General features: G+C 65.1%; 22 protein-coding genes. 13 read left to right on the forward strand and 9 right to left on the reverse strand.

The window, feature by feature from the left end; translation table 11 throughout:
* Positions 1 to 260: 260 nt before the first annotated feature.
* The 5 genes from FGU64_RS17105 (at position 261) to ugpC (ending at position 6,874) form a co-directional block, all read left to right on the forward strand.
* Positions 261 to 1,616 (forward strand): ABC transporter substrate-binding protein, encoded by a 1,356-nt coding sequence (locus tag FGU64_RS17105; RefSeq protein WP_139954261.1) that lies wholly within the window; start codon positions 261 to 263, stop codon positions 1,614 to 1,616.
* Between the two features lie 272 nt (positions 1,617 to 1,888).
* Positions 1,889 to 2,902, forward strand: a complete 1,014-nt coding sequence (locus tag FGU64_RS17110; protein WP_139954262.1) for a sugar ABC transporter permease — start codon at positions 1,889 to 1,891, stop codon at positions 2,900 to 2,902.
* Between the two features lies 1 nt (position 2,903).
* Positions 2,904 to 4,058 carry a carbohydrate ABC transporter permease gene (locus tag FGU64_RS17115; protein WP_139954263.1) on the forward strand — a complete coding sequence of 385 codons (1,155 nt, stop codon included), beginning with the start codon at positions 2,904 to 2,906 and terminating at the stop codon, positions 4,056 to 4,058.
* Positions 4,059 to 4,060: 2 nt separating this feature from the next.
* The gene (locus tag FGU64_RS17120; RefSeq protein WP_139954264.1) at positions 4,061 to 5,728 is read left to right on the forward strand and encodes an alpha-glucosidase family protein; all 1,668 of its coding nucleotides are present in this window, start codon (positions 4,061 to 4,063) and stop codon (positions 5,726 to 5,728) included.
* A 30-nt stretch (positions 5,729 to 5,758) separates the two neighbouring features.
* Positions 5,759 to 6,874 carry a sn-glycerol-3-phosphate ABC transporter ATP-binding protein UgpC gene (ugpC, locus tag FGU64_RS17125; protein ID WP_139954265.1) on the forward strand — a complete coding sequence of 372 codons (1,116 nt, stop codon included), beginning with the start codon at positions 5,759 to 5,761 and terminating at the stop codon, positions 6,872 to 6,874.
* Between the two features lie 112 nt (positions 6,875 to 6,986).
* Here the strand turns inward: ugpC and FGU64_RS17130 are convergent, their stop codons facing one another.
* From FGU64_RS17130 to FGU64_RS17145, 4 genes are all read right to left on the reverse strand, one after another.
* Positions 6,987 to 7,232 carry a hypothetical protein gene (locus tag FGU64_RS17130; protein WP_139954266.1) on the reverse strand — a complete coding sequence of 82 codons (246 nt, stop codon included), beginning with the start codon at positions 7,230 to 7,232 and terminating at the stop codon, positions 6,987 to 6,989.
* Positions 7,233 to 7,620: 388 nt separating this feature from the next.
* Positions 7,621 to 8,340 carry an MBL fold metallo-hydrolase gene (locus tag FGU64_RS17135; RefSeq protein ID WP_139954267.1) on the reverse strand — a complete coding sequence of 240 codons (720 nt, stop codon included), beginning with the start codon at positions 8,338 to 8,340 and terminating at the stop codon, positions 7,621 to 7,623.
* Between the two features lie 15 nt (positions 8,341 to 8,355).
* Positions 8,356 to 9,522, reverse strand: a complete 1,167-nt coding sequence (locus FGU64_RS17140) for a diphosphate--fructose-6-phosphate 1-phosphotransferase (RefSeq protein WP_139954268.1) — start codon at positions 9,520 to 9,522, stop codon at positions 8,356 to 8,358.
* 182 nt (positions 9,523 to 9,704) lie between these two features.
* Entirely contained in the window at positions 9,705 to 10,430 is a 726-nt protein-coding gene (locus tag FGU64_RS17145) for a L,D-transpeptidase (protein WP_246671142.1), read from the reverse strand.
* Positions 10,431 to 10,708: 278 nt separating this feature from the next.
* Here FGU64_RS17145 and FGU64_RS17150 point away from each other — a divergent pair, with 278 nt between their 5' ends.
* Complete coding sequence (locus tag FGU64_RS17150; RefSeq protein WP_139954270.1) at positions 10,709 to 11,332, forward strand: LysE family translocator; 624 nt, start codon at positions 10,709 to 10,711, stop codon at positions 11,330 to 11,332.
* 115 nt (positions 11,333 to 11,447) lie between these two features.
* Positions 11,448 to 12,899, forward strand: coding sequence for a xylulokinase (gene xylB, locus FGU64_RS17155; RefSeq protein WP_139954271.1), 1,452 nt, complete (start codon positions 11,448 to 11,450; stop codon positions 12,897 to 12,899).
* A 29-nt stretch (positions 12,900 to 12,928) separates the two neighbouring features.
* Here xylB and FGU64_RS17160 read toward each other — a convergent pair whose 3' ends face one another.
* Positions 12,929 to 13,291, reverse strand: coding sequence for a nuclear transport factor 2 family protein (locus FGU64_RS17160; RefSeq protein ID WP_139954272.1), 363 nt, complete (start codon positions 13,289 to 13,291; stop codon positions 12,929 to 12,931).
* 118 nt (positions 13,292 to 13,409) lie between these two features.
* Here FGU64_RS17160 and xylA point away from each other — a divergent pair, with 118 nt between their 5' ends.
* Both xylA and FGU64_RS17170 read left to right on the forward strand, forming a co-directional pair.
* Positions 13,410 to 14,735, forward strand: coding sequence for a xylose isomerase (gene xylA, locus FGU64_RS17165; protein WP_139954273.1), 1,326 nt, complete (start codon positions 13,410 to 13,412; stop codon positions 14,733 to 14,735).
* A gap of 123 nt (positions 14,736 to 14,858) precedes the next feature.
* A complete protein-coding gene (locus FGU64_RS17170; protein WP_139954274.1) occupies positions 14,859 to 16,115 on the forward strand; it encodes a hypothetical protein in 1,257 nt (418 codons plus the stop codon).
* Here FGU64_RS17170 and FGU64_RS17175 read toward each other — a convergent pair.
* From FGU64_RS17175 to FGU64_RS17185, 3 genes are read right to left on the reverse strand one after another with little or no spacing between them, the layout of a single operon-like run.
* Positions 16,106 to 16,666: a hypothetical protein gene (locus FGU64_RS17175; RefSeq protein ID WP_139954275.1), complete on the reverse strand. Its 561-nt coding sequence runs from the start codon at positions 16,664 to 16,666 to the stop codon at positions 16,106 to 16,108. The two genes, FGU64_RS17170 and FGU64_RS17175, sit on opposite strands and share 10 nt — an antisense overlap.
* On the reverse strand, positions 16,642 to 17,235 hold the full coding sequence (locus tag FGU64_RS17180; protein ID WP_139954276.1) for a hypothetical protein: 594 nt from the start codon (positions 17,233 to 17,235) through the stop codon (positions 16,642 to 16,644). The genes FGU64_RS17175 and FGU64_RS17180 overlap by 25 nt, the downstream gene beginning before the upstream one ends.
* A complete protein-coding gene (locus FGU64_RS17185) occupies positions 17,232 to 17,729 on the reverse strand; it encodes a hypothetical protein (protein WP_139954277.1) in 498 nt (165 codons plus the stop codon). Before FGU64_RS17185 ends, FGU64_RS17180 begins: the two co-directional genes overlap by 4 nt.
* A gap of 344 nt (positions 17,730 to 18,073) precedes the next feature.
* Between FGU64_RS17185 and FGU64_RS17190 the strand changes: the two genes are divergently transcribed.
* A complete protein-coding gene (locus tag FGU64_RS17190) occupies positions 18,074 to 18,283 on the forward strand; it encodes a hypothetical protein (protein ID WP_139954278.1) in 210 nt (69 codons plus the stop codon).
* 10 nt (positions 18,284 to 18,293) lie between these two features.
* Here FGU64_RS17190 and FGU64_RS17195 read toward each other — a convergent pair whose 3' ends face one another.
* Positions 18,294 to 19,274 carry a GlxA family transcriptional regulator gene (locus FGU64_RS17195; protein ID WP_139954279.1) on the reverse strand — a complete coding sequence of 327 codons (981 nt, stop codon included), beginning with the start codon at positions 19,272 to 19,274 and terminating at the stop codon, positions 18,294 to 18,296.
* 81 nt (positions 19,275 to 19,355) lie between these two features.
* Here FGU64_RS17195 and FGU64_RS17200 point away from each other — a divergent pair, with 81 nt between their 5' ends.
* The 3 genes from FGU64_RS17200 to FGU64_RS17210 all read left to right on the forward strand — a co-directional run bounded on the left by FGU64_RS17200 (position 19,356) and on the right by FGU64_RS17210 (position 22,693).
* Complete coding sequence (locus tag FGU64_RS17200; RefSeq protein ID WP_139954280.1) at positions 19,356 to 20,273, forward strand: 3-keto-5-aminohexanoate cleavage protein; 918 nt, start codon at positions 19,356 to 19,358, stop codon at positions 20,271 to 20,273.
* Positions 20,274 to 20,281: 8 nt separating this feature from the next.
* The gene (locus FGU64_RS17205) at positions 20,282 to 21,361 is read left to right on the forward strand and encodes a 3-hydroxyacyl-CoA dehydrogenase NAD-binding domain-containing protein (RefSeq protein WP_139955427.1); all 1,080 of its coding nucleotides are present in this window, start codon (positions 20,282 to 20,284) and stop codon (positions 21,359 to 21,361) included.
* 168 nt (positions 21,362 to 21,529) lie between these two features.
* Positions 21,530 to 22,693, forward strand: a complete 1,164-nt coding sequence (locus FGU64_RS17210) for an acyl-CoA dehydrogenase family protein (protein ID WP_139954281.1) — start codon at positions 21,530 to 21,532, stop codon at positions 22,691 to 22,693.
* Position 22,694: the final 1 nt, after the last annotated feature.

The raw sequence follows: 22,694 nt of genomic DNA on the forward strand, positions 1-22,694 counted from the left end.
TGGTTTAAAGCCGTAATGCCTGCTGCATTGCCAAAAATCGGTGTTGCATCGCACATTTGAAATTTCAGGATCAAATTAAATCGATTTATATTGCGACCTCTTGACTAGCCGGACTTTCGGTGGCGAGATGTGAATAAGCCAAAGCGCTTTGAATGACCGATCGAAAGGTTGCGGTTCCTTGACGTCGGGCGCGCAGTCGAAGCGCCGTCGGCGGCGGAATGGAGGTTCCGTCGGCAATTCTTTTCAAGGGAGGACTGCGAATGAGAAAGATGCTTTTGGCAGGCGTGGCCTTTGCCGCCCTCGCTCTCAGCGCACCCGCGCAGGCAGACCTGAAATTCAAGCCGGGCGAGGATGCCCGCTTCCACTGGGACAATTACGAAGCGCTGAAGAAGGTCGATCTCAAGGGCGAGACGCTGACCATCTTCGGGCCGTGGCGCGGCGAGGACGAGGCGCTGGTGCGCTCCGTTCTGGACTATTTCACAGAAGCCACCGGCGTGACGCTCAAATACTCGTCCTCCGAGAATTACGAGCAGCAGATCGTCATCGACACCCAGGCCGGCAGCCCGCCGAACGTCGCCATCCTGCCGCAGCCCGGCCTGATCCAGGATCTCGCTTCCAAGGGCCTGCTCACCCCGCTTGGCGACGACGTCGCCGCCTTCGTCAAGGACAATTACGGCGCCGGCCAGTCCTGGGTCGATCTCGGCACCTATGCCGGCAAGGATGGCGCCAAGGCTTTCTATGCCTTCCCCTACAAGGCGGACCTGAAATCGCTTGTCTGGTACTCGCCCGACAATTTCGACGAGGCCGGCTACGAGGTTCCCAAGACCTGGGAAGACATGATGAAGCTGTCGGACAAGATCGTCGCCGACGGCGGAACGCCCTGGTGCATCGGGCTGGGGTCCGGCGGCGCCACCGGATGGCCGGGCACCGACTGGGTCGAGGACATCATGCTGCGTACCCAGGCGCCGGACGTCTACGACAAGTGGACGAAGAACGAGATTCCGTTCAACGACCCGGCTGTCGTCAACGCCTTGCAGATCTTCGCCGACATCGCCACCAACGACAAATATGTCGACGGCGGCCATGCGGCGGTCGCTGCGACCGACTTCCGCGACAGCCCCAAGGGCCTCTTCACCGTGCCGCCGAAGTGCTACATGCACCGCCAGGCGTCCTTCATCTCTTCCTTCTTCCCGGAGGGCACCAAGCTCGGCACCGATGCCGACTTCTTCTACCTGCCGCCGATGGCCTCCAAGCCCGATCTCGGCAAGCCGGTGCTGGGTGCCGGCACCTTCGCCATGATCACCAAGGACTCCAAGGCGGCGCGCGAGTTCATCAAGTTCCTCGAAATGCCGCTCGCGCATGAGATCTGGATGGCGCAGTCGGGCCTTTTGACCCCGCTTAAGACGGTCAATCAGGACGCCTACGCCAACGAGCAACTGAAGAAGCAGGGCGAGATCCTCACCAGCGCCACCACCTTCCGTTTCGACGGCTCGGACCTGATGCCGGGCAAGATCGGCGCCGGCGCCTTCTGGACCGGCATGGTCGATCTCGTCGGCGGCAAGCCGGCCAAGGATGTCGCCACCGATATCCAGAAGAGCTGGGACGCCATCAAGTAGGCGGCGCAAAGGCGCATCCTCCCAAGCCGGCGCTGCCCCTCACCTGCCTGCCGGCATCCTCTCCCCGTGAACGGGGAGAGGGGCGCTGTCATCGCAGCTTTCGCCAAGCCTCAACGGCGGAATTTGGGCGGCAAGGTTGCGGCAATCCTTCCTCTCCCCGTTCACGGGGAGAGGATGCCGGCAGGCAGGTGAGGGGCGGCGCCGGCATTTGCAGGCAAGCAGAAGCAGACTGCAGCCTCCGTATAGATTGGTCCGCATGAGAGGAGGGAATTATGGCATCGCAGATTTTCTCTGCCGTTCTCGTCATCGTCATCGGGGTGGGCGGTTGCGTCGCCTATTTCTGGGGCGCCAACAAGCTGCTCGACCTGGTCTTTCCGGCGCACGGCGTCAGCGGCGCCGCGGCGGTCGACAATATGCGCCGGCAGGGGCTGATCCGGCCGTGGCTGTTCATCGGCCCGGCCATGCTGATCCTCATCGTCTACCTGATCTATCCGGTGATCGACACGCTGTGGCTGTCCTTCCATGACCGCGGCGGCCAGAACTTCATCGGCCTCGCCAATTACGAATGGGCCTTTGGCGACCGCGAGTTCCGCAATTCCATCCTCAACAACGTGTTGTGGCTGGCCGTCGTGCCGGCCGCCTGCACCTTCCTCGGCCTGATCATCGCCGTGCTCACCGACCGCATCTGGTGGGGCACCATCGCCAAGAGCCTGATCTTCCTGCCGCTCGCCATCTCCTTCGTCGGCGCCTCGGTGATCTGGAAGTTCATCTACGAGTACAAGGGCGAGGGCCAGACGCAGATCGGCATCCTCAACGCCATCGTCACCGGCCTCGGCGGCGATCCGCATGTGTGGATATCGATCCCCTTCTGGAACAACTTCTTCCTGATGGTCATCCTGATCTGGATCCAGACCGGCTTCGCCATGGTCATCCTGTCCTCGGCGCTGCGCGGCATTCCCGAGGAGACGATCGAGGCGGCGGTGATCGACGGCGCCAATCCTTTCCAGATCTTCTGGAAGATCATGGTGCCGCAGATCTGGGGCACCATCGCCGTGGTGTGGACCACCATCACCATCCTGGTGCTGAAGGTCTTCGACATCGTGCTCACCATGACCAACGGCCAGTGGAACAGCCAGGTTCTCGCCAACCTGATGTTCGACTGGATGTTCCGCGGCGGCGGCGACTTCGGCCGCGGCGCCACCATCGCCATCATCATCATGATCGCCGTCATTCCCATCATGGTCTGGAACATCCGCCAGGCCAACAGGGAAACGGGAGGGCACTGAGATGGCGGGTTCAAGCGGAAAGTCCGTGGTCGGCCGCTTCGGCGTCCACCTCGCCGTGCTGTTCTTCGTCGCCCTGTGGACGGTGCCGACGCTCGGTATCCTGATTTCCTCTCTGCGCGACAAGGACCAGATCGTCGCCTCCGGTTGGTGGACGGCGCTCACCTCCTCCACCCGCACCGAGGCCGGGCGCCTCGGCACCGCCGCCGACCAGGTCGAGAAGGACGGCAGGTTCCAGATCGCCGGCAACCTGTTCGAGGAGGGTGAATCCCGCAAGATCACCGCCTTCGGCACGCGCTCGCAGGAGCCGACCAGGTACAAGGCCGGCGAGGTCGCCGACCTCGGCGACGGCGAGACCTTGCAGGTCAACGAGGACGGCTCATACGTCTATGCCTCACCCAAGGCGTTCGAGGGCGAGCGCGGCCGGCGCGTCTACTATTCCGCCTCCTCGCCGCCGAAATTCACCACGCAGAACTATCGCACGGTGCTGTTTTCCGAAGGCATCGGCCGCTCCTTCCTGAACTCGCTGACGGTGACGATCCCGGCGACCGTCATCCCCATCCTGATCGCCGCTTTCGCCGCCTACGCGCTGGCCTGGATGCGGTTTCCGGGCAGGGCGCTGCTGATCGCCGTCGTCATCGGTCTGCTCGTCGTGCCCTTGCAGATGTCGCTGATCCCGCTGTTGAAACTCTACAACGGCGTCGGCACCTTCTTCGGCGTGCCGTCGAAGACCTATCTCGGCATCTGGCTGGCGCATACCGGTTTCGGCCTGCCTTTCGCCATCTACCTGCTGCGCTCCTACATCGCCGGCCTGCCGCGCGAGATCATGGAATCGGCGCGCATCGACGGCGCCAGCGACTTCGAGATCTTCGTCAAGATCGTGCTGCCGCTGTCCTTCCCGGTGCTCGCCTCCTTCGCCATCTTCCAGTTCCTGTGGGTATGGAACGATCTGCTGGTGGCGATGGTTTTCCTCGGAACCGAAGCGGACCAGATCGTGCTCACCGCCAAGCTCAACGCGTTGCTGGGCTCGCGCGGCGGCGACTGGGAGATCCTGACGACCTCGGCCTTCGTCACCATCATCGTGCCGTTGATCGTCTTCTTCTCGCTGCAACGCTACTTCGTGCGCGGCCTGCTGGCCGGCTCGGTCAAAGGAGGCTGATCATGCAAACCGCCCTGCGCAAGGCCGAGAACCCGATGCCGGCCGTCGATCGCGACTGGTGGCGCGGCTGCGTCATCTACCAGATCTATCCGCGCAGCTTCCAGGACACGGACGGCGACGGCATCGGCGACCTGAAAGGCATCACGCAAAGGCTCGGCTACATTGCCGCCCTCGGCGCCGACGCCATCTGGATCTCGCCTTTTTTCAAGTCGCCGATGAAGGACTTCGGCTACGACGTCAGCGACTATTGCGACGTCGATCCGATGTTCGGTATGCTTGCTGACTTCGACGCGCTGGTCGCCGAGGCGCATCGGCTGGGCTTGAAGGTGATGATCGACGAGGTGCTGTCGCACACCGCCGACAACCATCCCTGGTTCGTTGAAAGCCGGACAAGCCGCAACAATCCCAAATCGGACTGGTACGTCTGGGCCGACGCGAAACCCGACGGCACGCCGCCCAACAACTGGCTGTCGATCTTCGGCGGCTCGGCCTGGCAGTGGGACACGCGGCGCCAGCAATATTACCTGCACAATTTCCTGTCCGAGCAGCCGGACCTGAATTTCCACAACGGCGAAGTGCAGGACGCGCTGCTCGATATCACCCGCTTCTGGCTGGAGCGCGGCGTCGACGGCTTCCGCCTCGACACCATCAATTTCTATTTCCACTCCGAGGGGCTGGAAGACAATCCGGCGCTGCCGCCGGAAGAGCGCAACGACCAGACCGCGCCGGCCGTGAATCCCTACAACTATCAGGACCATCTCTACGACAAGAGCCGGCCGGAAAACCTCGGCTTTCTCGAACGCTTCCGCGCGCTGCTCGACGAGTACCCGGCTGCCGCCGCCGTCGGCGAGGTCGGCGATTCGCAACGCGGACTTGAAGTGGTCGCCGCCTACACCGAAGGCGGCAGGCGCGTGCAGATGTGCTATGCCTTCGATTTCCTCGCGCCGGAGAAGATCAGCGCGCCGAAGGTGCGTCAGGTCTTGCAGGAGTTCGGTCGCGTGGCGGCGGACGGCTGGTCGTGCTGGGCCTTCTCCAATCATGACGTCAAGCGCCATGCCTCGCGCTGGGCGACCAGTGAGCCCGACCCGGCCGCCTATCTCAAGGTCGTGTCGGCGCTGCTGATGTCGCTGCGCGGGTCGGTCTGCCTCTATCAGGGCGAGGAACTGGGCCTCACCGAAGCTGACCTCGCCTTCGAGGACCTGCAGGACCCGTACGGCATCCGCTTCTGGCCGGAATTCAAGGGCCGCGACGGCTGCCGCACGCCAATGGTGTGGCAAAGCCGAGCGAAGAACGGCGGTTTTTCGAGTGCGAAACCGTGGCTGCCGGTGCCGGCCGAGCATCTGGCCAAGGCCGTCGATAAGCAGGAAGGCAAAGAGGCCTCCTTGTTGGAGCACTATCGTCGCTTCCTCGCTTTCCGCCGTTTCCATCCGGCGCTGGTGAAGGGCGACATCGATTTCCTGCCGAGCGACGGCGATACCGTCGCCTTTACGCGCGGCGAGGGCAACGAACGGCTGGTCTGCGTCTTCAACCTCGGCGGCAAGGCGGCCGAGGTCGATCTCGGCGCCAGCCTGACGGCGCAGCCGGTCTCGGGCCATGGCTTTGCCGGCGAGGCCGCCTCGGGGCGCGTGAAGCTCGGCGGCTACGGCGCGTGGTTCGGGCGTCTCGCCTGACCGGACAAGAGATCAAGAGGGAGGGAAATCATGGCCGATCTGACGCTCAGGCAGGTGAAGAAATCCTACGGCAACGTGCATGTCCTTCACGGCATTGACCTCGATATCCAGTCGGGCGAGTTCATCGTCTTCGTCGGCCCGTCCGGCTGCGGCAAGTCGACCTTGCTTCGCACCATCGCCGGGCTGGAAGAGATCACGTCGGGCGAGTTGAAGATCGACGGTCAGGTGGTCAACGACGTGCCGCCGTCGAAGCGCGGCATCGCCATGGTGTTCCAGTCCTACGCGCTCTATCCGCACATGACCGTCTACGACAACATGGCCTTCGGCATGAAGATCGCCCGCGAGGACAAGGCCGAGATCGACCGCCGCGTGAAGCAGGCGGCCGAAATCCTGCAACTGACCAAATATCTCGACCGCCTGCCGCGCGCCATGTCCGGCGGCCAGCGCCAGCGCGTCGCCATCGGCCGCGCCATCGTGCGCAATCCAAAGGTCTTCCTGTTCGACGAGCCGCTGTCGAATCTCGATGCCGCACTTCGTGTGGCAACCCGCATCGAGATCGCCAAGCTGAAGGAATCCATGCCAGAGACGACGATGATCTACGTCACCCACGACCAGGTCGAGGCGATGACGCTGGCGGACCGCATCGTCGTCCTGAAGGACGGGCATGTCGAGCAGGTCGGCACGCCGATGGATCTCTACAAGAAGCCCGGTAACTTGTTCGTGGCGCAGTTCATCGGCTCGCCGGCCATGAACGTGCTGCTGGCCACCATCGAGCGGCCGGGCTCGCCGACGGCGGTGCGGCTGGCGGCGGAGACGGTGGCTCATGTGCCGATCGCCACGCCGGCCTCGGCCAAGGGTGAGACGGTGAGTTTCGGCGTGCGACCGGAGGACCTGTTCGTCACCGAGGACCCCGACGACACGCTGTTCAGCGGACAGGTCGACTACATCGAGCAACTCGGCGAAGTGCAGCTCGTCTATATCGATATCGGCCGTGGCGACCAGCCGCTGACTGCCAAGCTGCCCGGCAGCGCCGAGGTCAAGCGCGGCCAGACGATTCGGCTCGCCGCCAATCCGGCCGATCTGCACATCTTCGACAAGGATGGCCGCTCATTCCTGCACAAGGAGCCGGCGGCCGAAGCGGCCTGAGCGGTGGTTCCGAACTGTGCTTCGTTGGGAAGCTGGCGTCCTGACGGGACGAGCTGAAAAATAAAGAGCGGCGGGCATGCCCGCCGCTCTTGGTGTCATGCAGGGCCGAACCTTAGCGGTTGCCGAAGTCCCGATGGCCCGTCCTGACGTCATAGATGTTCTGCTCGGCGATCGTGTTGGCGGGGGCCAACACCTTGACGGCCGGCGCCTCATTCCCGATGGAGGAGGTACGGACGTTGTCCAGCTTCTGCTGCTGGGCGATGACATTGATGTCCGCGCCGCTGTCGGTCGGGCTTTCGGCGAAAGCCGCACCGGTCAGGGTCAAAACGGCAGCGGTAGCAAGAGCGATCTTCTTCATTTTAAGGTACTCCAAATTTGAATTTTCCGTCCGTCTGCGGCGTGTCCTGGGAGGAATTTGCGTCGTTCGGACAGCACCGATCTGGGGGCTCGAAACGGCGGTTTCCAATCACGAAAATGTTCCGGCTGGACCATGAATCCCGGCCTTGAAATCAGGTTGCAGCTGCCGGCGCCACAATTTTCCGGTGTGATATCAATCGATTGAAAAGGAATGCGCTGGCCGATACGCGAAAGCATACCTTGCCCGCCGTTCATACCGTGTTGGACACAGCGTCAACCGAAACGGAACCGTTCGGGAGGGTTAGGCGGCCCAACAGGCAAGCCAGCTGACCAATCGTTAACCATGGCGGCGGCACCGGAAGCGATTTCAGATGACGGATGCCGTGCCGTCAGCGCGTTTCGGAGCGATCGAGATAGCCACGCGTGATGGCGCGCATGCGTGCCTCGTCGAAGCTCGGTCCGTGGCCGCCATGGCCGATGCGGATCGGCAGGTCGGTGAGCCGCGCCATGGTGCGCCGATAGGCTTCGCGGTCGGAATCCGGCAGATCGTCGAGCAGCGTGTCGTCGTAGATCGCGTCGCCGCTGAAGAACAGGCCGTCCTTCTCGTCGAGTAGGCCGATGGAGTCGGGCGAATGGCCGGGCAGGCAAAGCACCGTGAACAGCCGGTCGCCGAGATCGATCGTGTCGCCTTCGTCGAGCGTGCGCGTCAGCGGCGCCGGCGTGATGCGGTAGTCGGCCGCGCTCCAGCCGGCATGCGGAGGTCGGGAAACCGGCGCCTCCATGGTGCGGAACTCGTCGGCATAGGTCGCCGCGTCCGGCATGGTTGCGAAGGCGGCGGCGCTCCGTGCCGGCCCGGCGGGGTCGGCGAATTCGTGCAGCGAGCCGACATGGTCGAGATGGATATGGGTGGCGACGACGATCAGCGGCTTTCCCGGCGGCGTATCGATTTCGGGCGCCAGCGGACAGATGCCCATGCCGGTATCGACCAGGAGGTCGGCGTCGCGCCCCCTGAGGTGCCAGATGTTGGCGCGCATATAGTCATTGACGAAGGGCTCGGTCAGCATCGTCGTCGCCGCGTCGACGACGGCCCGGTAGAACCAGCCTTCCATCAGATTCCCGCCGCCTTACACAAAGGGCTTGCCGATCTTGTATTTTTCCGGAACCAGCCGCTTGAAATAGGCCATGCCCGTCTCGGAGAGCGCATTGGCGTCCGGCTGCAGGAAATCGTCCGGCATGTGGCGGGTCTTGCCGGCGACGTTCACCAGCGGCACTTTCTTCAGCACCGTGCGCGTGCCGTCGTATTGCAGGGCGACGGAGCCACCGCCTTCCGCCGCGACCTGGACGGCGAAGGCACCCGCCTCGAAGGCTTCCTGCGCATCCACGGCATTGATGGCCGAGATGGCGCCGCGCGGCATGTAGCCCAGCGCATCCACCCGTGCCCGCTTGCCCGGCAGGCCCGTTGCCAGCGCCCGTTCCAGCGCCGCCGTCAGGTCGCTGCCGGAGAGCTTGACGTTGCCGTGCTGGTCGCGCTCCAGCCGGTCCGCCGGCACCAGGCTTTCGACCAGCGCCTTGCCGTCGGCGGTCGACACACCTTCGGAGACGGCGACGACGCAACGGCCGTGGCGGGCGAGCGAGGCTTTCACGTCGTCGATGAAGCGTTCCGTCGAAAAAGCGCGCTCCGGCACGTAGATCAGGTGCGGCCCGCTCTCCGCGTCCAGCCGCCACGCGGCGGACGCGGCGGTGAGGAAGCCGGCATGCCGGCCCATGACGATGCCGACATAGATGCCCGGCAGGGCGCGGAAATCGAGGTCGACCGACAGGAAGGCGCCGGCGACGAACTCGGCCGCCGACATGAAGCCCGGCACATGGTCGTTTTCCTCGAGGTCGTTGTCGATGGTCTTCGGCGCATGCACGAAGGCGATCCTGCCGCCGGCCGCGTCGGTAAGGATCTGCTGCGTGCCGGATGTGTCGTTGCCGCCGATATAGATGAACGCGTCGGCGCCGGCCTTGTGCAGGCCTTTCAGGATGACGTCGCAATAGGCCGCGTCCGGCTTGTCGCGGGTCGAGCCGAGCGCGGCGCCCGGCGTATTGCCGATCAGCCGCAACTGCTCTTCGGGGATGGCGGCGAGATCGACATAGTCGCCGTCGCGGATGCCGCGCACGCCATGGCGCGCGCCGAGCACCCGGGCGCCCGGATGCCGTTTGCGGACCTCCAGCGCGGCACCCGCCACGGTCTGGTTGATGACGGCGGTCGGGCCGCCGCCCTGCGCGATGACGAAGGTTTCGGGCATTGCGCCGCTCCTGTTGTGGGACACGACACATTCGCCTGTCTTGGCGGGCGGTGCAATGGAGAAGGTGGAGCAGTAGGGCAGCAGGCCAGTAGGGCAGTAGGGCAGTAGGGCAGTAGGGCAGTAGGGCAGTAGGGCAGTAGGTGCCCTTTCCTATTGCCTTAATGCCCTACTGTCTTACTGCCTTAAACAACCACGACGGGGTTGCGTTTCGAGACGCGGCTGTAGAGGTCGATGATGTCCTGGTTGATGAGCCGCACGCAGCCCGACGACATCGCCTTGCCGATCGACCACCATTCGGGCGAGCCGTGGATGCGGTAGCCGGTGTCGCGGCCGTCCTGGAAGATGTAGAGGGCACGCGCGCCGAGCGGGTTCGTCAGGCCGCCGGGCTGACCGTTCTGCCATTTCACCAGTTCGGGCTTGCGTTGGATCATCTCGGGCGGCGGCGTCCAGGTCGGCCATTCGCGGCCGTACTGGATGTTGGCGCGGCCGGACCAGCGGAAGCCGTCCTTGCCGACGCCGACGCCGTAGCGGATGGCGTCGCCGCCGGGCTGCACCAGATAGAGCAGGCGTTCCTGCGTATGCACCACGATGGTGCCGGGCGCCTCGCCGGTGGGGTCGACGACGATCTGCCGGCGGAATTCGGCCTTGACCTTCTGGTAGGGCACGGCCGGCACGGCGAAGCCGCCGTCGGTCAGCGCGGCGTACATGACGTCGGGGCTGGTCACATGGCTGTCGACGCTGATGCGCGGCACCGGCCGGTTCGGCTTGATCGAGCCGGTGGTTATGGTGTCGAGGCCGAGCGCCGGCATGTCCACCGAGCGCGAGCAGCCGGCGATGCCGAGAAGGGCCGCCGCACCCAGGCCGCCGAGCGCGGCGCGCCGGGAAAGGTTGGTTCCCGTCTCGTCCATGCCGTCTTGTCGCGATGGCGCCGGATCATGCAGGTCTCTACGCATGCACGCTCTACCCCAAACCCAAATCCCAACTGAGCCGCCAGAACGCTGCGGCCGAATGACACGCATTTTCACCAGTCATGGTTGAAAAAGGGTGAATCGCACAGCCTGGTGGGTAACGAGTGTGGCGGCGTCAGCGCGGCGAGGCCGCCCGACTGGCGTACGGGCCTGCCGTTTTCCCTTTACTTCCCGGCGGGCGTCGGGATTTATCCTTTTCTTTGCGTGAGGAGAAAGTCATGCCGCTCGAAACCTGGGCCGCCTTCGTTGCCGCTTCCGCCATCCTGCTGATCATTCCCGGTCCGACGATCCTGCTGGTCGTCTCCTATGCGCTGGGCCAGGGATGGCGCACCGCTCTGCCCATGGCTTTCGGTGTCGCTCTCGGCGATTTCACCGCCATGACGCTGTCGATGCTCGGCATCGGCGCGCTGCTTGCCGCTTCCGCCACCGTTTTCACCATCCTCAAGATCGTCGGTGCCGGCTACCTGATCTATCTGGGCATAAAGCTGTTCCGAGCTGGCGGTACGCTGCGCGCCCAGCCGCGCACCGATGCCGTTTCGGCTTCCAGGATGGCGGCGCATGCCTGGCTGGTGACGGCACTCAACCCCAAGAGCATCACCTTCTTCGTCGCCTTCCTGCCGCAGTTCCTCGACCGGCACGCGGATTTCTTCACCCAGATGCTTATCTTCGAGGCGACGTTCCTGCTGCTCGCTTTCGCCAATGCCTTCGGCTACGCGCTGGTGGCGGCCCGCGCCCGTGCGGTCGTGCGCAACGAACGGGCGATCCGCGTGCTCAACCGCACCGGCGGCACGCTGCTGGTCGGCGCCGGCATCGCCACGGTGGCGATGCGTTCGGGCTCGTGAGGACAATGGCCAGCGGCTCGATTGACCGTCGGCTTTCGTTACCCTAGAATCTGGTCCGACCAGATTATTTCGAACCCTGAAAGCCCTGCGGCGAGGCGCGCGGACGGAGGAACTCATGTATCTCGGCCTCGATCTGGGCACATCCGGCGTCAAGGCGCTGCTGATCGACGGCGACCAGAAGGTCGTCGGCTCCGGCCATGCCTCGCTGGAAGTATCGCGGCCGCATCCGGGCTGGTCTGAGCAAGACCCGGCCGACTGGATCGCCGCCTGCGAGGAGGCGATTGCCGAGCTCAAGGCGGCGCACGGCGAGGAACTGGCTGCGGTCAAGGGCATCGGCCTGTCCGGCCAGATGCACGGCGCCACCCTCCTCGACAAGGCAGACAAGGTGTTGCGGCCCTGTATCTTGTGGAACGACACCCGCAGCCACGCCGAGGCGGCCTCGCTCGATGCCGATCCGCGGTTCAGGAAAATCACCGGCAACATCGTCTTTCCCGGCTTCACCGCGCCCAAGCTGGCATGGGTGAAGAACAACGAGCCGGCCGTCTTCGCCAGGGTGGCCAAGGTGCTTCTGCCGAAGGATTATCTCAGGCTCTGGCTGACCGGCGAGCACATTTCCGAAATGTCGGACGCTTCAGGCACCGCCTGGCTCGACGTCGGCAAGCGCCGCTGGGCGCCGGACCTGCTCGCCGCCACCGACCTCGACGAGAACCACATGCCGGCGCTGGTCGAGGGTACCGACAAGGCCGGCGCCCTGCGCGCCGAACTGGCGTCGCGCTGGGGCATGGCTGCCGGCGTTCCGGTGGCCGGCGGCGCTGGCGACAACGCGGCATCCGCCTGCGGCATGGGCACGGTGGGCGAGGGGCATGCCTTCGTGTCGCTCGGCACGTCGGGCGTTCTGTTCGCCGCCAACCGCGCCTACCTGCCCAATCCGGCAAGCGCGGTGCACACCTTCTGCCATGCGCTGCCGCATACATGGCATCAAATGGGCGTCATCCTCTCGGCGACGGATTCGCTGAACTGGCTGTGCGAGATCACCGGCAAGGATGCGGCAGCACTCACCGATGAACTCGGCGGGAAGCTGAAGGCGCCGGGCGGCGTCACCTTCCTGCCTTATCTTTCGGGCGAGCGCACGCCGCACAACGATTCCGCCATTCGCGGCGCCTTCATCGGCCTGGCGCACGAATCGCATCGCGCCATGCTGACGCAGGCGGTGCTTGAGGGCGTTGCCTTCGCCTTCCGCGACAGTCTCGAAGCCTTGCGGACGGCCGGCACGATGCTGACCCGCGTGACCGCCATCGGCGGCGGCTCACGTTCGCGCTATTGGCTGGGCGCCATCGCCACCGCCCTCGGCATTCCGGTCGACATTCCCGCCGACGGCGATTTCGGCGCCGCCTTCGGGGCCGCCCGGCTCGGCCTCATCGCCGCCACCGTTGCGGACCCGCTGTCCATATGCACGGCTCCGCTTACACAAGAGACGATCACGCCGGATGCCGAACTGGCCGGCGCCTATGAGGACGCCTACCGGCGCTATCGCGCGCTGTATCCTGCGATCAGGGACGTGATGTGAAGACGTCCCTGTCGCCTGTCGAACAGCCTTTATTGCGCCGGCACCTTGTCGAGGAAGCCGGTGACGGTTTTCAGCCGCCCGTCCTCGATGACGCCGACGTCGGTGCCCTCAATGACGGACTCGCTTCCCGCCGGTCCGAGGTTCCACGAAAAGCGGATGGCGTCGCCGAACCCGTCCGGCTCGCCCTTCAGCGAAAAGCGGAAGCCGGGAAACTGCGTCTTCACGCCGTCGATCAGCGCAGCGATGCCGGCATGGCCATCGCCCTGCATGATCGGGTCGCGATAACTGATGTCCGCGGTGAAGGCCGCGGCAAGCAGCGCTTCGCGCGTGGCCGGGTCGGCCTCGTTCCAGGCGGCGATGTAGTTTTCGGCGATCGTCTGAAGGTCGGTCATCGTCTTTCTCCGTGTTCGTGTTTTGACGTGACCCTTTTCCTTCGCCCTCGTCGGCGAACCAATTACGTCCGGGGTAATCGCGGCGAGGCCGCAGCCAGAAATTTCAGGAGGACATGACGTGAGCACCGGCTTCTTCGGCGACATCAGGAAAATCCGGTACGAGGGCCCGGATTCAACCAATCCGCTCGCCTACCGCTTCTACAATCCAGACGAGATGGTCGCCGGCAAGCGCATGGAGGACCATCTGCGCTTTTCCGTCGCCTACTGGCATTCCTTCGCCTGGCCGGGTGGCGACCCGTTCGGCGGCCAGACTTTTGACCGGCCGTGGTTTCCCGATGGGGGTTCGGCCGACTCGATGGACAAGGCGAAGCTGAAGGCCGACGTCGCCTTCGAAATGTTTTCGCTGCTTGGCGTGCCCTTCTACTGCTTCCACGACGCCGACGTGCGGCCGGAAGGCAAAAACTTCGCCGAGAGCGCGGCACGCCTCGACGAGATCGCCGACATCTTCGCCGCCAAGCAGAAGGAGACTGGCGTCAAGCTCTTGTGGGGCACGGCGAACCTCTTCTCGCACCGGCGCTTCATGGCGGGTGCCGCCACCAATCCCGACCCGGACGTGTTCGCCTATGCCGCCGCCACGGTGAAGAAATGCATCGACGTGACCAAGAAACTGGGCGGCCAGAACTACGTGCTGTGGGGCGGACGCGAGGGCTACGAGACGCTGCTCAACACCGACCTGCGCCAGGAGCAGGAGCAGGCCGGTCGCTTCCTGTCGATGGTTGTCGATTACAAAAAGAAGATCGGCTTCAAGGGCACGATCCTGATCGAGCCGAAGCCGCAGGAACCGACCAAGCACCAGTACGACTACGACGTCGCAACGGTGTACGGCTTCCTGAAGAAGTTCGGGCTGGAGGGCGAGGTCAAGGTCAACATCGAGCAGGGCCACGCGATCCTCGCCGGCCACTCCTTCGAGCACGAACTGGCGCTCGCCAACGCGCTCGGCATCTTCGGCTCCATCGACATGAACCGCAACGACTACCAGTCCGGCTGGGACACGGACCAGTTTCCCAACAACGTGCCGGAAATGGCACTCGCCTATTATCAGGTGCTGCAGGCCGGCGGCTTCACCACAGGCGGCACCAACTTCGATGCCAAGCTGCGGCGCCAGTCGCTCGACCCGCAGGATCTTCTGATCGCCCATATCGGCGGTATGGATTGCTGCGCGCGCGGCCTGAAGGCGGCAGCCCGGATGGTCGAGGACAAGGCGCTGTCCGGCCCGCTGGCCGAACGCTATGCCGGCTGGAAAAGCGTGGAGGCGCAGGCGATGCTGTCGGGCAAGCGCACGCTGGAAGACGTCGCCCAGCGCGTGGTGAAGGATGGCATCGAGCCCGAGCCGCGTTCGGGACGCCAGGAATTCCTGGAGAACGTCGTCAACCGCTACGTGTGAGAGAGCGTGCGGCGTCCGGGCGCGGTAAACTTGCGTTACCGGCGATCAAATCAACCGCGGACGGTTTGAACCCGCCCCCGTCCATGGGAATGATGCCGCGACCCTACGGAGCCGCGGGACGCCATGACGCAGACGCTTGACGACATTGTCCGGCCATTGGCCCTGACGGGCCGGCTGCTCGTCGCCTGCTGGCCGCAATTGCTGCTGATCGGCTGTCTCGGCATGATCGCCCGCGATCTCCTGTTGCAGGGCGCGGTGAAGGTCGGCCTCGGCTTCCCGCTCGGCGGCATGGTCGTCCTCTCTTTCGTCGTGCTCGCAAAGCTCACCCTGCTGGTCATGATGTTCGTGGTGCTGCGTCCGTTCCTGCCGGCGCTCATGGCCCTGCGCCGCAGCGCCGCCGGCAAGGCCACCGACGAAAACCAGCGCGAGCCGATCCTCGCCATCACCGCCGCCGCCGTCCTTCCCTTCTTCGCCTATTATGCCGCCTGGGGCTTTCTCGGCGACACCGTGCGCGAATATTCGCGCATGGCGCTGGCGCAGGTCGCGTTCGGCGAGAGGCTCGACATCTTCTCCATCCTGCAATCCGGTGGCGTGGTCCTGTCCATCGTGGCCTGCTGGCTGGTGCGGTTCGTGGCCAAGCGGCTCAACAGCCGCGCATCCCATCCCTACTGGCGTCTGGTGGTGGTGGCGGCCGACGCGACATGGATATTCATCGGTCTCTACGCGCTCAGCGTGTGGAAGGATCAGTTCATCCGCTGGCTCGGCGCTGCCTCCATCCTGCAGCAGAGCGCGTTCGATCTTCTTTCCCCGGTAACGGCGGCCTGGGCGGCCGGCGACTTCGTTCCGGTCGAGTTCCGGCCGGTTCCGCTTGGCGATCAGTTGCAGGCTCTCTTTTTCTATGCGCTGCTGCCGATGGTCTGGCTGGTGATGGCCGCCGTCATCAACGGCTACGAGCTTTCGGCGCCGCCCGCCGCTTCGCCCGCGCCGTCGCGCTCCAGCACCTGGCGCAGGTGGCTGCAGGATTTCACCCGGCATTTTCTAGGCGGCTATCGCAGCCGCTATGCGCCGGTGTGGACATGCCTGAAGCTGACCCTCGGCGCCGGCCTTGCCACGCTGATCACCTTCGTCATCGCCTATCAGGCGATTTCGTGGACGGGCATGTGGCTATGGTATGGCCTGACAAGACTGATCGGCGCGCATGACCTGGCGACCTGGCAGGTTTTCGCCGATATCATCAGCGTGTTCATCGGCAGTCCGAGCGATATGAACGGCGGCATAGTGCTGGATGCGGTTCGCATCGCCCTGCTGGCGGCCGTGCTGGAAACGGCGGTCGCGCAGGGAAGCGCACGGGAACGCAATGCCGCTGCAATTCAGGGCTGAGGCTCGCTGACGCTCAGATAGGCAGGCAGCGCGGAGAGCAGGGCGACCGACAGTTTGAGGTCGCTCGCCGAAGCCGGGATGGCGAAGCTTGCCGCCATCTTGACGGGCTCGCCGCCCCGAGCCTCGGCAAAACTCGGCCCGCCGCACAAGGCTCTTTGCATCGCTTCCGGATACATTGCCCTGACGACCGGGTCGCCCAAAAACACCGGTTGCCAGGTACGGCCTTCGCCGTCGGAAAGGCCGATCTGACAGGGAACGTTGGCGAGCGCCTCGGGATCGGGGATCACCGCCTCGAATTCGGCGAGCACCACCGCGCGGCCTTCTCCACCGGCCAGCCGTGTCAGGCGCGTCACTGTCCATTGCGCGCCGGCATAGTCCACTTTCTGCCCCACCTGCGCGGTCGTGGGCTCGCGAACGTTCACTGCGCGCCAGTTCACGAATGCGCCCCAGCCGCTTACGGCCAGCGTCGCCGGCAGGATGACGGCCAATGCCGCCATGCTCAGCCAGTAGCCGCGCCGGGCCGGTGTCATCGCTGCGGCAGGATGGTCCAAGGAAAACCCTCGTTGTTGCGGCGGAGCGTGATCTTCGGCTCCGTCCGGTCGGTGTCGGCATCCACGGCGATCTGCACCTCGTCGTCCAGCGGCGACAGCTTGCTGCGCGTCACCGCGACGGCGCCGCCGGCGACCGCCTCCTGCGGCATCTCGAAGACGAGCAGCGCGCGGCGCGGCAGGCCTGGCTGGTTCACGTCTCCCGGCAGCATCTCGATCGTGGCCGGTATGCGGTCGGTCAGGGTATAGCGGACGCCCGCCTTGCTGATCCAGTCGGCCGAGGTGAGGGAAAGCGTCTCGTAGCGCGCTTCGGCCGTACCCTCGACAACGACCCACACGCCCGGCGTCGTATAGGCTTTCGTCTTGCCAAAGGTTTCGACGTCGAGTGCGCGGGCCACCCGCACGCTGTCCAGCGATAGCGCGAAATTGCCGGTCTGGACCCGTTCGTTCATGCCTCCCGTCGTGACGATCGGCGAGGTGATCTGGCTGTAGCGCGGCCGCGTGTGCTGCAGGCCGTAGAGCACGGCGGCCGCGAACAGAAGGGCGAGCGCCGTGCGCAGCGTGCCGATCACGGAACCCGCTCCACCGGCAGTTCGACGGTCGCCACCGGATCGCCGTCATACCAGCCGGTTGCGCCGTAAAGATTGTCGCGCAGCTTGTAGATCTCGCCCTTGACGGTGACGGTCAGCGTCTCAGGCACCGGCATGCCCTGCGGCCAGGTCCAGGCCATCGTCACCCGTTCGGGCATGTTCGGGTTGAAGTAGTTGGCAAAATACTTGTCCCGATCGAGGTAAGTCGTCGGGATTTCCGGCACTGTGCCCGCCGGGGCTGCCAGCGGGGCGGGGACGACGACTTTGCCGAGGAGATTGTTCGGCATGGCCGAGCGGTTCACCACGTCGAGATCCACCATGATGAGTTGCTTTGGGTTCGAAGGCGGCACGCCGGTCGGCGAAATGGTGCCGATGCGCGCCGAGCGCAAGGTCACGAACCAGCGGCCGGTGTCGATCTGCTGGCCGGCGGCCGCCACCGGCGTCTCGGGTGGATGGGCGGCCTCGTAGACGGCCATTGAAAACGAAACGGCCGATGCGGCCAACCCGCCCAGGCCCGCGATCAGGAATGCGTACAGCCTTTGCCTTACCGTCGCTCGTGTCGGTTCCGTCATCCGCGGCGGGTCCGTATGCGATGCGCCCCGCCGCCCTTTTACAATTTTCGCGAGCACTCCCGGCACAACAATTGTTACAGCGGTTAACCGTCGGCTGCGCCGGGGAGACGATTTCGCAAAGCCGTGATTTCGGGACAAAACTTTGCTCCGGCCGGCCCCTCAATCGCCTTTGTCTTGCCTTCAAACAGCCGTCACGTAACCCGTATAGTCTGGGCATATCGCGACGAACTGGAAAGGAGGCGAACGTCATGCATACAGACTACCAGATCGACGCCCTTCTCGCGCGCGGCGGCGAGGCCGGCTCCATCTTCGACCGGTTGATGGCGATGCCGCGCCCGGCCGCCGATGCCGCCAACGAATGGGACCGCGCCGTCATCAACCGGCTGGAAACGCATCTCGCCCGGCGCATGCGCGACATGCTCGACGGCGCTGGCGACGGCCGCAAGGACGCCGCCTGACAACTATCCCTCAGCTCTGCCGCAATCGGACGGGCGCCTGCCCGAACGCCCTCGAAAACGCCCTTGAAAACGCCGAGGCGGACGAAAACCCCGTCCGCCCGGCGATCTCGGCGAGTGGCAGGCGTGTGTCGGTGACCAGCTTGCGCGCCGCCGTCAGCCTGAGCCGCAGGTAGTAGGCGCCCGGCGTCTCGCCGATCGACCGGGAGAAGATCGTCTCCAGCGTGCGCGGCGTCACGCCAGCCCGCCGCGCGATGGCTTCCACCGTCACCGGCGCCTCGACATGCGCCTCCATCAGCCGGATCGCCTGCGCCAGCCTCGGGTCGTAGCCGTCGAGCCGGCCGAGCGACACCAGCGGCTGCGCGTCGGTCGCCGCCCGCGCCTGGTCGTAGATGAAGACGCTGGCGACATCGAGCGCCACCGCCATGCCGAGCCGCGAGCGAATCAGGTGCAGCATCAGGTCGAAGGTCGGCGCGGCACCCCCGGTGGTGAAGGCGGGACCGTCGATGACGTAGCGGTCGGGCCTGACGTCGGCATCGGGAAAGGCGGCGGCGAAATCCTCCATATCCTCCCAGTGCGTCGTCGCGGCGCGGCCGTCCAGCAGGCCGGCGCGGCCGACCAGCCATGTGCCGGCCTCGATGCCGCCATAGGCGCGGGCCGAGCGCGCCGCCCGCCTGAGCCCCGACAGCAGCGCCGCTGTGGCGTAGTTCTGCGTGCCGAAGCCGGCCACCACCGCCAGCATGTCGGTCTTCTCGGTTGGATCGAAGCGGCCGGAAACGGCGACCGGCAGGCCGCAGGTGGTCACCGGCGCCTCGCCAGTGACCGACACCAGCCGGAAATCGAACAGCCTCTCGCCGGCGATGCGGTTGGCGGCGCGCAGCGGATCGACGGCCGACGCCACGCACATGATGGATGCGCCGGAGAACACCAGGAACGTCACCCTCAGCGGCGCATGTTCGGTGCGGAAGACCGTCGCTCTTGCGGTTTGTGGCATGTTGCCTTCGTAAAACGCAAAGCATGGCCGCGCAAGCGGGGCGATGATCGATACCTGGATGCAGCAGCCGGGAGGATGACGATGCCGCTTGCCATGAACCGGGAGGTTTTCATCACCTGTGCCGTGACCGGATCGGGCGGCACGCAGGACCGCAGCCCGCATGTGCCGCGTTCGCCCAAGCAGATCGCTGATTCGGCGATCGAGGCGGCCAAGGCGGGTGCTGCCATCGTCCACTGCCATGTGCGCGATCCCGAGACCGGCAAGCCGCGCCGCGACGTTGCGCTCTACCGCGAGGTGACCGAGCGCATCCGCGCGGCGAACGTCGACGTGGTGCTGAACCTCACCGCCGGTATGGGCGGCGACATGGTGTTCGGCGACGTCGAGAACCCGCTGCCGCTGAAAGAGCAGGGCACCGACATGGGCGGCGCCTCCGACCGCGTCGAGCATGTGCGCCAGTGCCTGCCGGAAATCTGTACGCTCGATTGCGGCACGATGAACTTCAACGAAGCCGACTACGTCATGACCAACACGCCCGGCATGCTGCGCGCCATGGGGGGCATGATGACGGCGATGGGCGTCAAGCCGGAGATCGAGGCCTTCGACACCGGGCACCTGTGGTTCGCCAAGCAGTTGGTCGAGGAAAAGGTGCTGAAGGCGGATGCACTGGTGCAGCTTTGCATGGGCGTGCCGTGGGGCGCGCCGGACGACCTCAACACCTTCATGGCGATGGTCAACAACGTGCCGTCGGACTGGACCTGGTCTGCCTTCTCGCTCGGCCGCAACCAGATGGCCTATGCGGCGGCGGCGGTGCTCGCCGGTGGCAATGTCCGCGTCGGGCTGGAAGACAATCTGTGGCTCGACAAGGGCGTGCTCGCCACCAACGCGCAACTGGTGGACCGCGCCGTCGGCATCGTCGAGCGCATGGGCGCGCGCGTGCTGGGACCGGAAGAGGTGCGCAAGAAGCTCGGCCTCACCAAGCGCGCGCCGCTGGCGGCATAGGGGGAAAGATCATGACCATCACCAAGGCAGCCGCGGTTGGCGGCGGGGTTATCGGCGCCGGCTGGGTCGCGCGCCTCTTGCTCAACGGCATCGACGTTTCGATCTTCGATCCCGATCCGGAGGCCTCGCGCAAGGTCTCTGAAGTGATGAAGGGCGCGCGCCGCGCCTACAAGCAGATGCTTCCTGACGGCCTGCCCAAGGAGGGCAAGCTGACCTTCGCCAAAACCATCGCCGAAGCCGTGGCCGACGCCGACCTGATCCAGGAAAGCGTGCCGGAACGGCTAGACCTCAAGCACAAGGTGCTGGCCGAGATCGACCTGCACGCCCCAGCCAACGCCATCGTCGGCTCCTCCACCTCGGGGATAAAACCGTCCGACATGCAGGTGGCGATGAAGAAACACCCCGAGCGGCTGGTCGTCGCCCACCCGTTCAACCCGGTCTATCTCCTGCCGATCGTCGAGATCGTCGGCGGTGCCCAGACCTTCCCGGAGGCGATCGAGGTCGCCAAGGAGATCTATGCCTCGATCGGCATGAAGCCCGTCGTCATCCGCAAGGAGATCGAGGCCTTCGTCGGTGACCGCCTGCTGGAAGCGGCATGGCGCGAGGCGCTGTGGCTCATCAAGGACGGCATCTGCTCGGTCGAGGAACTGGACGACATCATGCGCTATGGCTTCGGCCTGCGCTGGGCGCAGATGGGCATGTTCCAGGTCTACCGCGTCGCCGGCGGCGAGGCCGGCATGCGCCACTTCATGGCGCAGTTCGGGCCTTGCCTGAAATGGCCGTGGACCAAGCTGATGGACGTGCCGGAGTTCAACGACGAGCTGGTCGACCTGATCGCCTCCCAGTCCGACGACCAGTCCGCGCAATGGTCGATCCGGGAACTGGAAAAAATCCGCGACGAGAACCTCGTCGGCATCATGGACGTGCTGTCGAAGACCAACAAGGGCAAGGGCTGGGGCGCCGGCGCGCTGCACAAGGATTATGTGAAGCGCCTCGGCAAGCTGGCTGCGGCGAAGAAGCCTGTCTCCAAGGCGGCCGCCAAGGCGAAGGCCGCCAAGCCGGTGAAGAAGAAGGCAAAGAAAGCCTGACGTCATGAAATCCGTCGTGCGTCCTTCGAGGCTCGCTTCGCTCGCACCTCAGGATGAGGACCGCAGGGCGCCAAACCCGGCACAAAGCGTTTGCGCTGACCTCCCTCATCCTGAGGTGCGAGCGAAGCGAGCCTCGAAGGACGCACGACCAATGTTACAGGTGAAGCCATGAACTTCGGCCTTTCGGAAGAACAGCGCGCCATCGTCGACACCACCCGCGCCTTCGTCGAGAACGAGCTTTACCCGCACGAGCGGGAGGTGGAGCGCACCGGCAAGCTCGAGATGGACCTGATCAAGGAGCTCCAGCAGAAAGCGATGGCCGCCGGGCTCTATGCCGCCAACATGCCGGCCGAAGTCGGCGGCGCGGGCTTGGATACGCTGTCCTGGCTGCTCTACGAGAAGGAACTGGGCAAGGCCAACTACGCGCTGCACTGGACCTGCGTGGCGCGGCCCTCCAACATCCTGCTCGCCGGCACCGAGGAACAGAAGGAAAAGTACCTTTATCCCTGCATTCGCGGCGAGACCTGGGATTGTCTCGCCATGACCGAGCCCGGCGCCGGCTCGGACCTGCGCGGCATGAAGGCGACCGCCGTGCAGGACGGCGACGATTTTGTCCTGAACGGCACCAAGCATTTTATCAGCCATGCCGATATCGCCGGTTTCGCTATCGTCTTCATGGCGTCGGGCGAGGAGGATTCCCCACGCGGCAAGCGTAAGAAGATCACCGCTTTCTTCGTCGACAAGGGCACCAAGGGCTTTGCCGTGCGCGAGGGCTACCGCAACGTCTCGCATCGCGGCTACACCAACGCCGTGCTGGAGTTCGACGATTGCCGGCTGCCGAAGGAACAGGTGCTGGGCGAAGTCCACAAGGGCTTCGAGGTCGCCAATAGCTGGCTCGGCGCTACCCGGCTCCAGGTGGCGTCCACCTGCCTCGGCCGTGCCGAACGGGCGCTGGCGCACTCGATCGAATATGCCGCGCAGCGCCAGCAGTTCGGCCAGCAGATCGGCAAGTTCCAGGGCGTGTCCTTCAAGCTGGCCGACATGGCGACGGAACTGAAGGCGGCCGAACTGCTGACCCGCGAGGCCGGCTGGAAATACGACCAGGGCGCCGTCACCGACGAGGACATGGCGATGGCCAAGCTGAAGGCGACGGAGGTTCTGGCCTTCATCGCCGACGAGGCGATCCAGATTCACGGCGGCATGGGCCTGATGGACGACCTGCCCTTGGAGCGCATCTGGCGCGACGCCCGCGTCGAGCGCATCTGGGAAGGGACGAGCGAAATCCAGCGGCACATCATCAGCCGCGCGCTGCTCAGGGCTGTCGGAGGTTAGT

This window comes from Mesorhizobium sp. 8, from assembly GCF_006351905.1.
Taxonomy (GTDB): Bacteria; Pseudomonadota; Alphaproteobacteria; order Rhizobiales; family Rhizobiaceae; genus Mesorhizobium; species Mesorhizobium composti.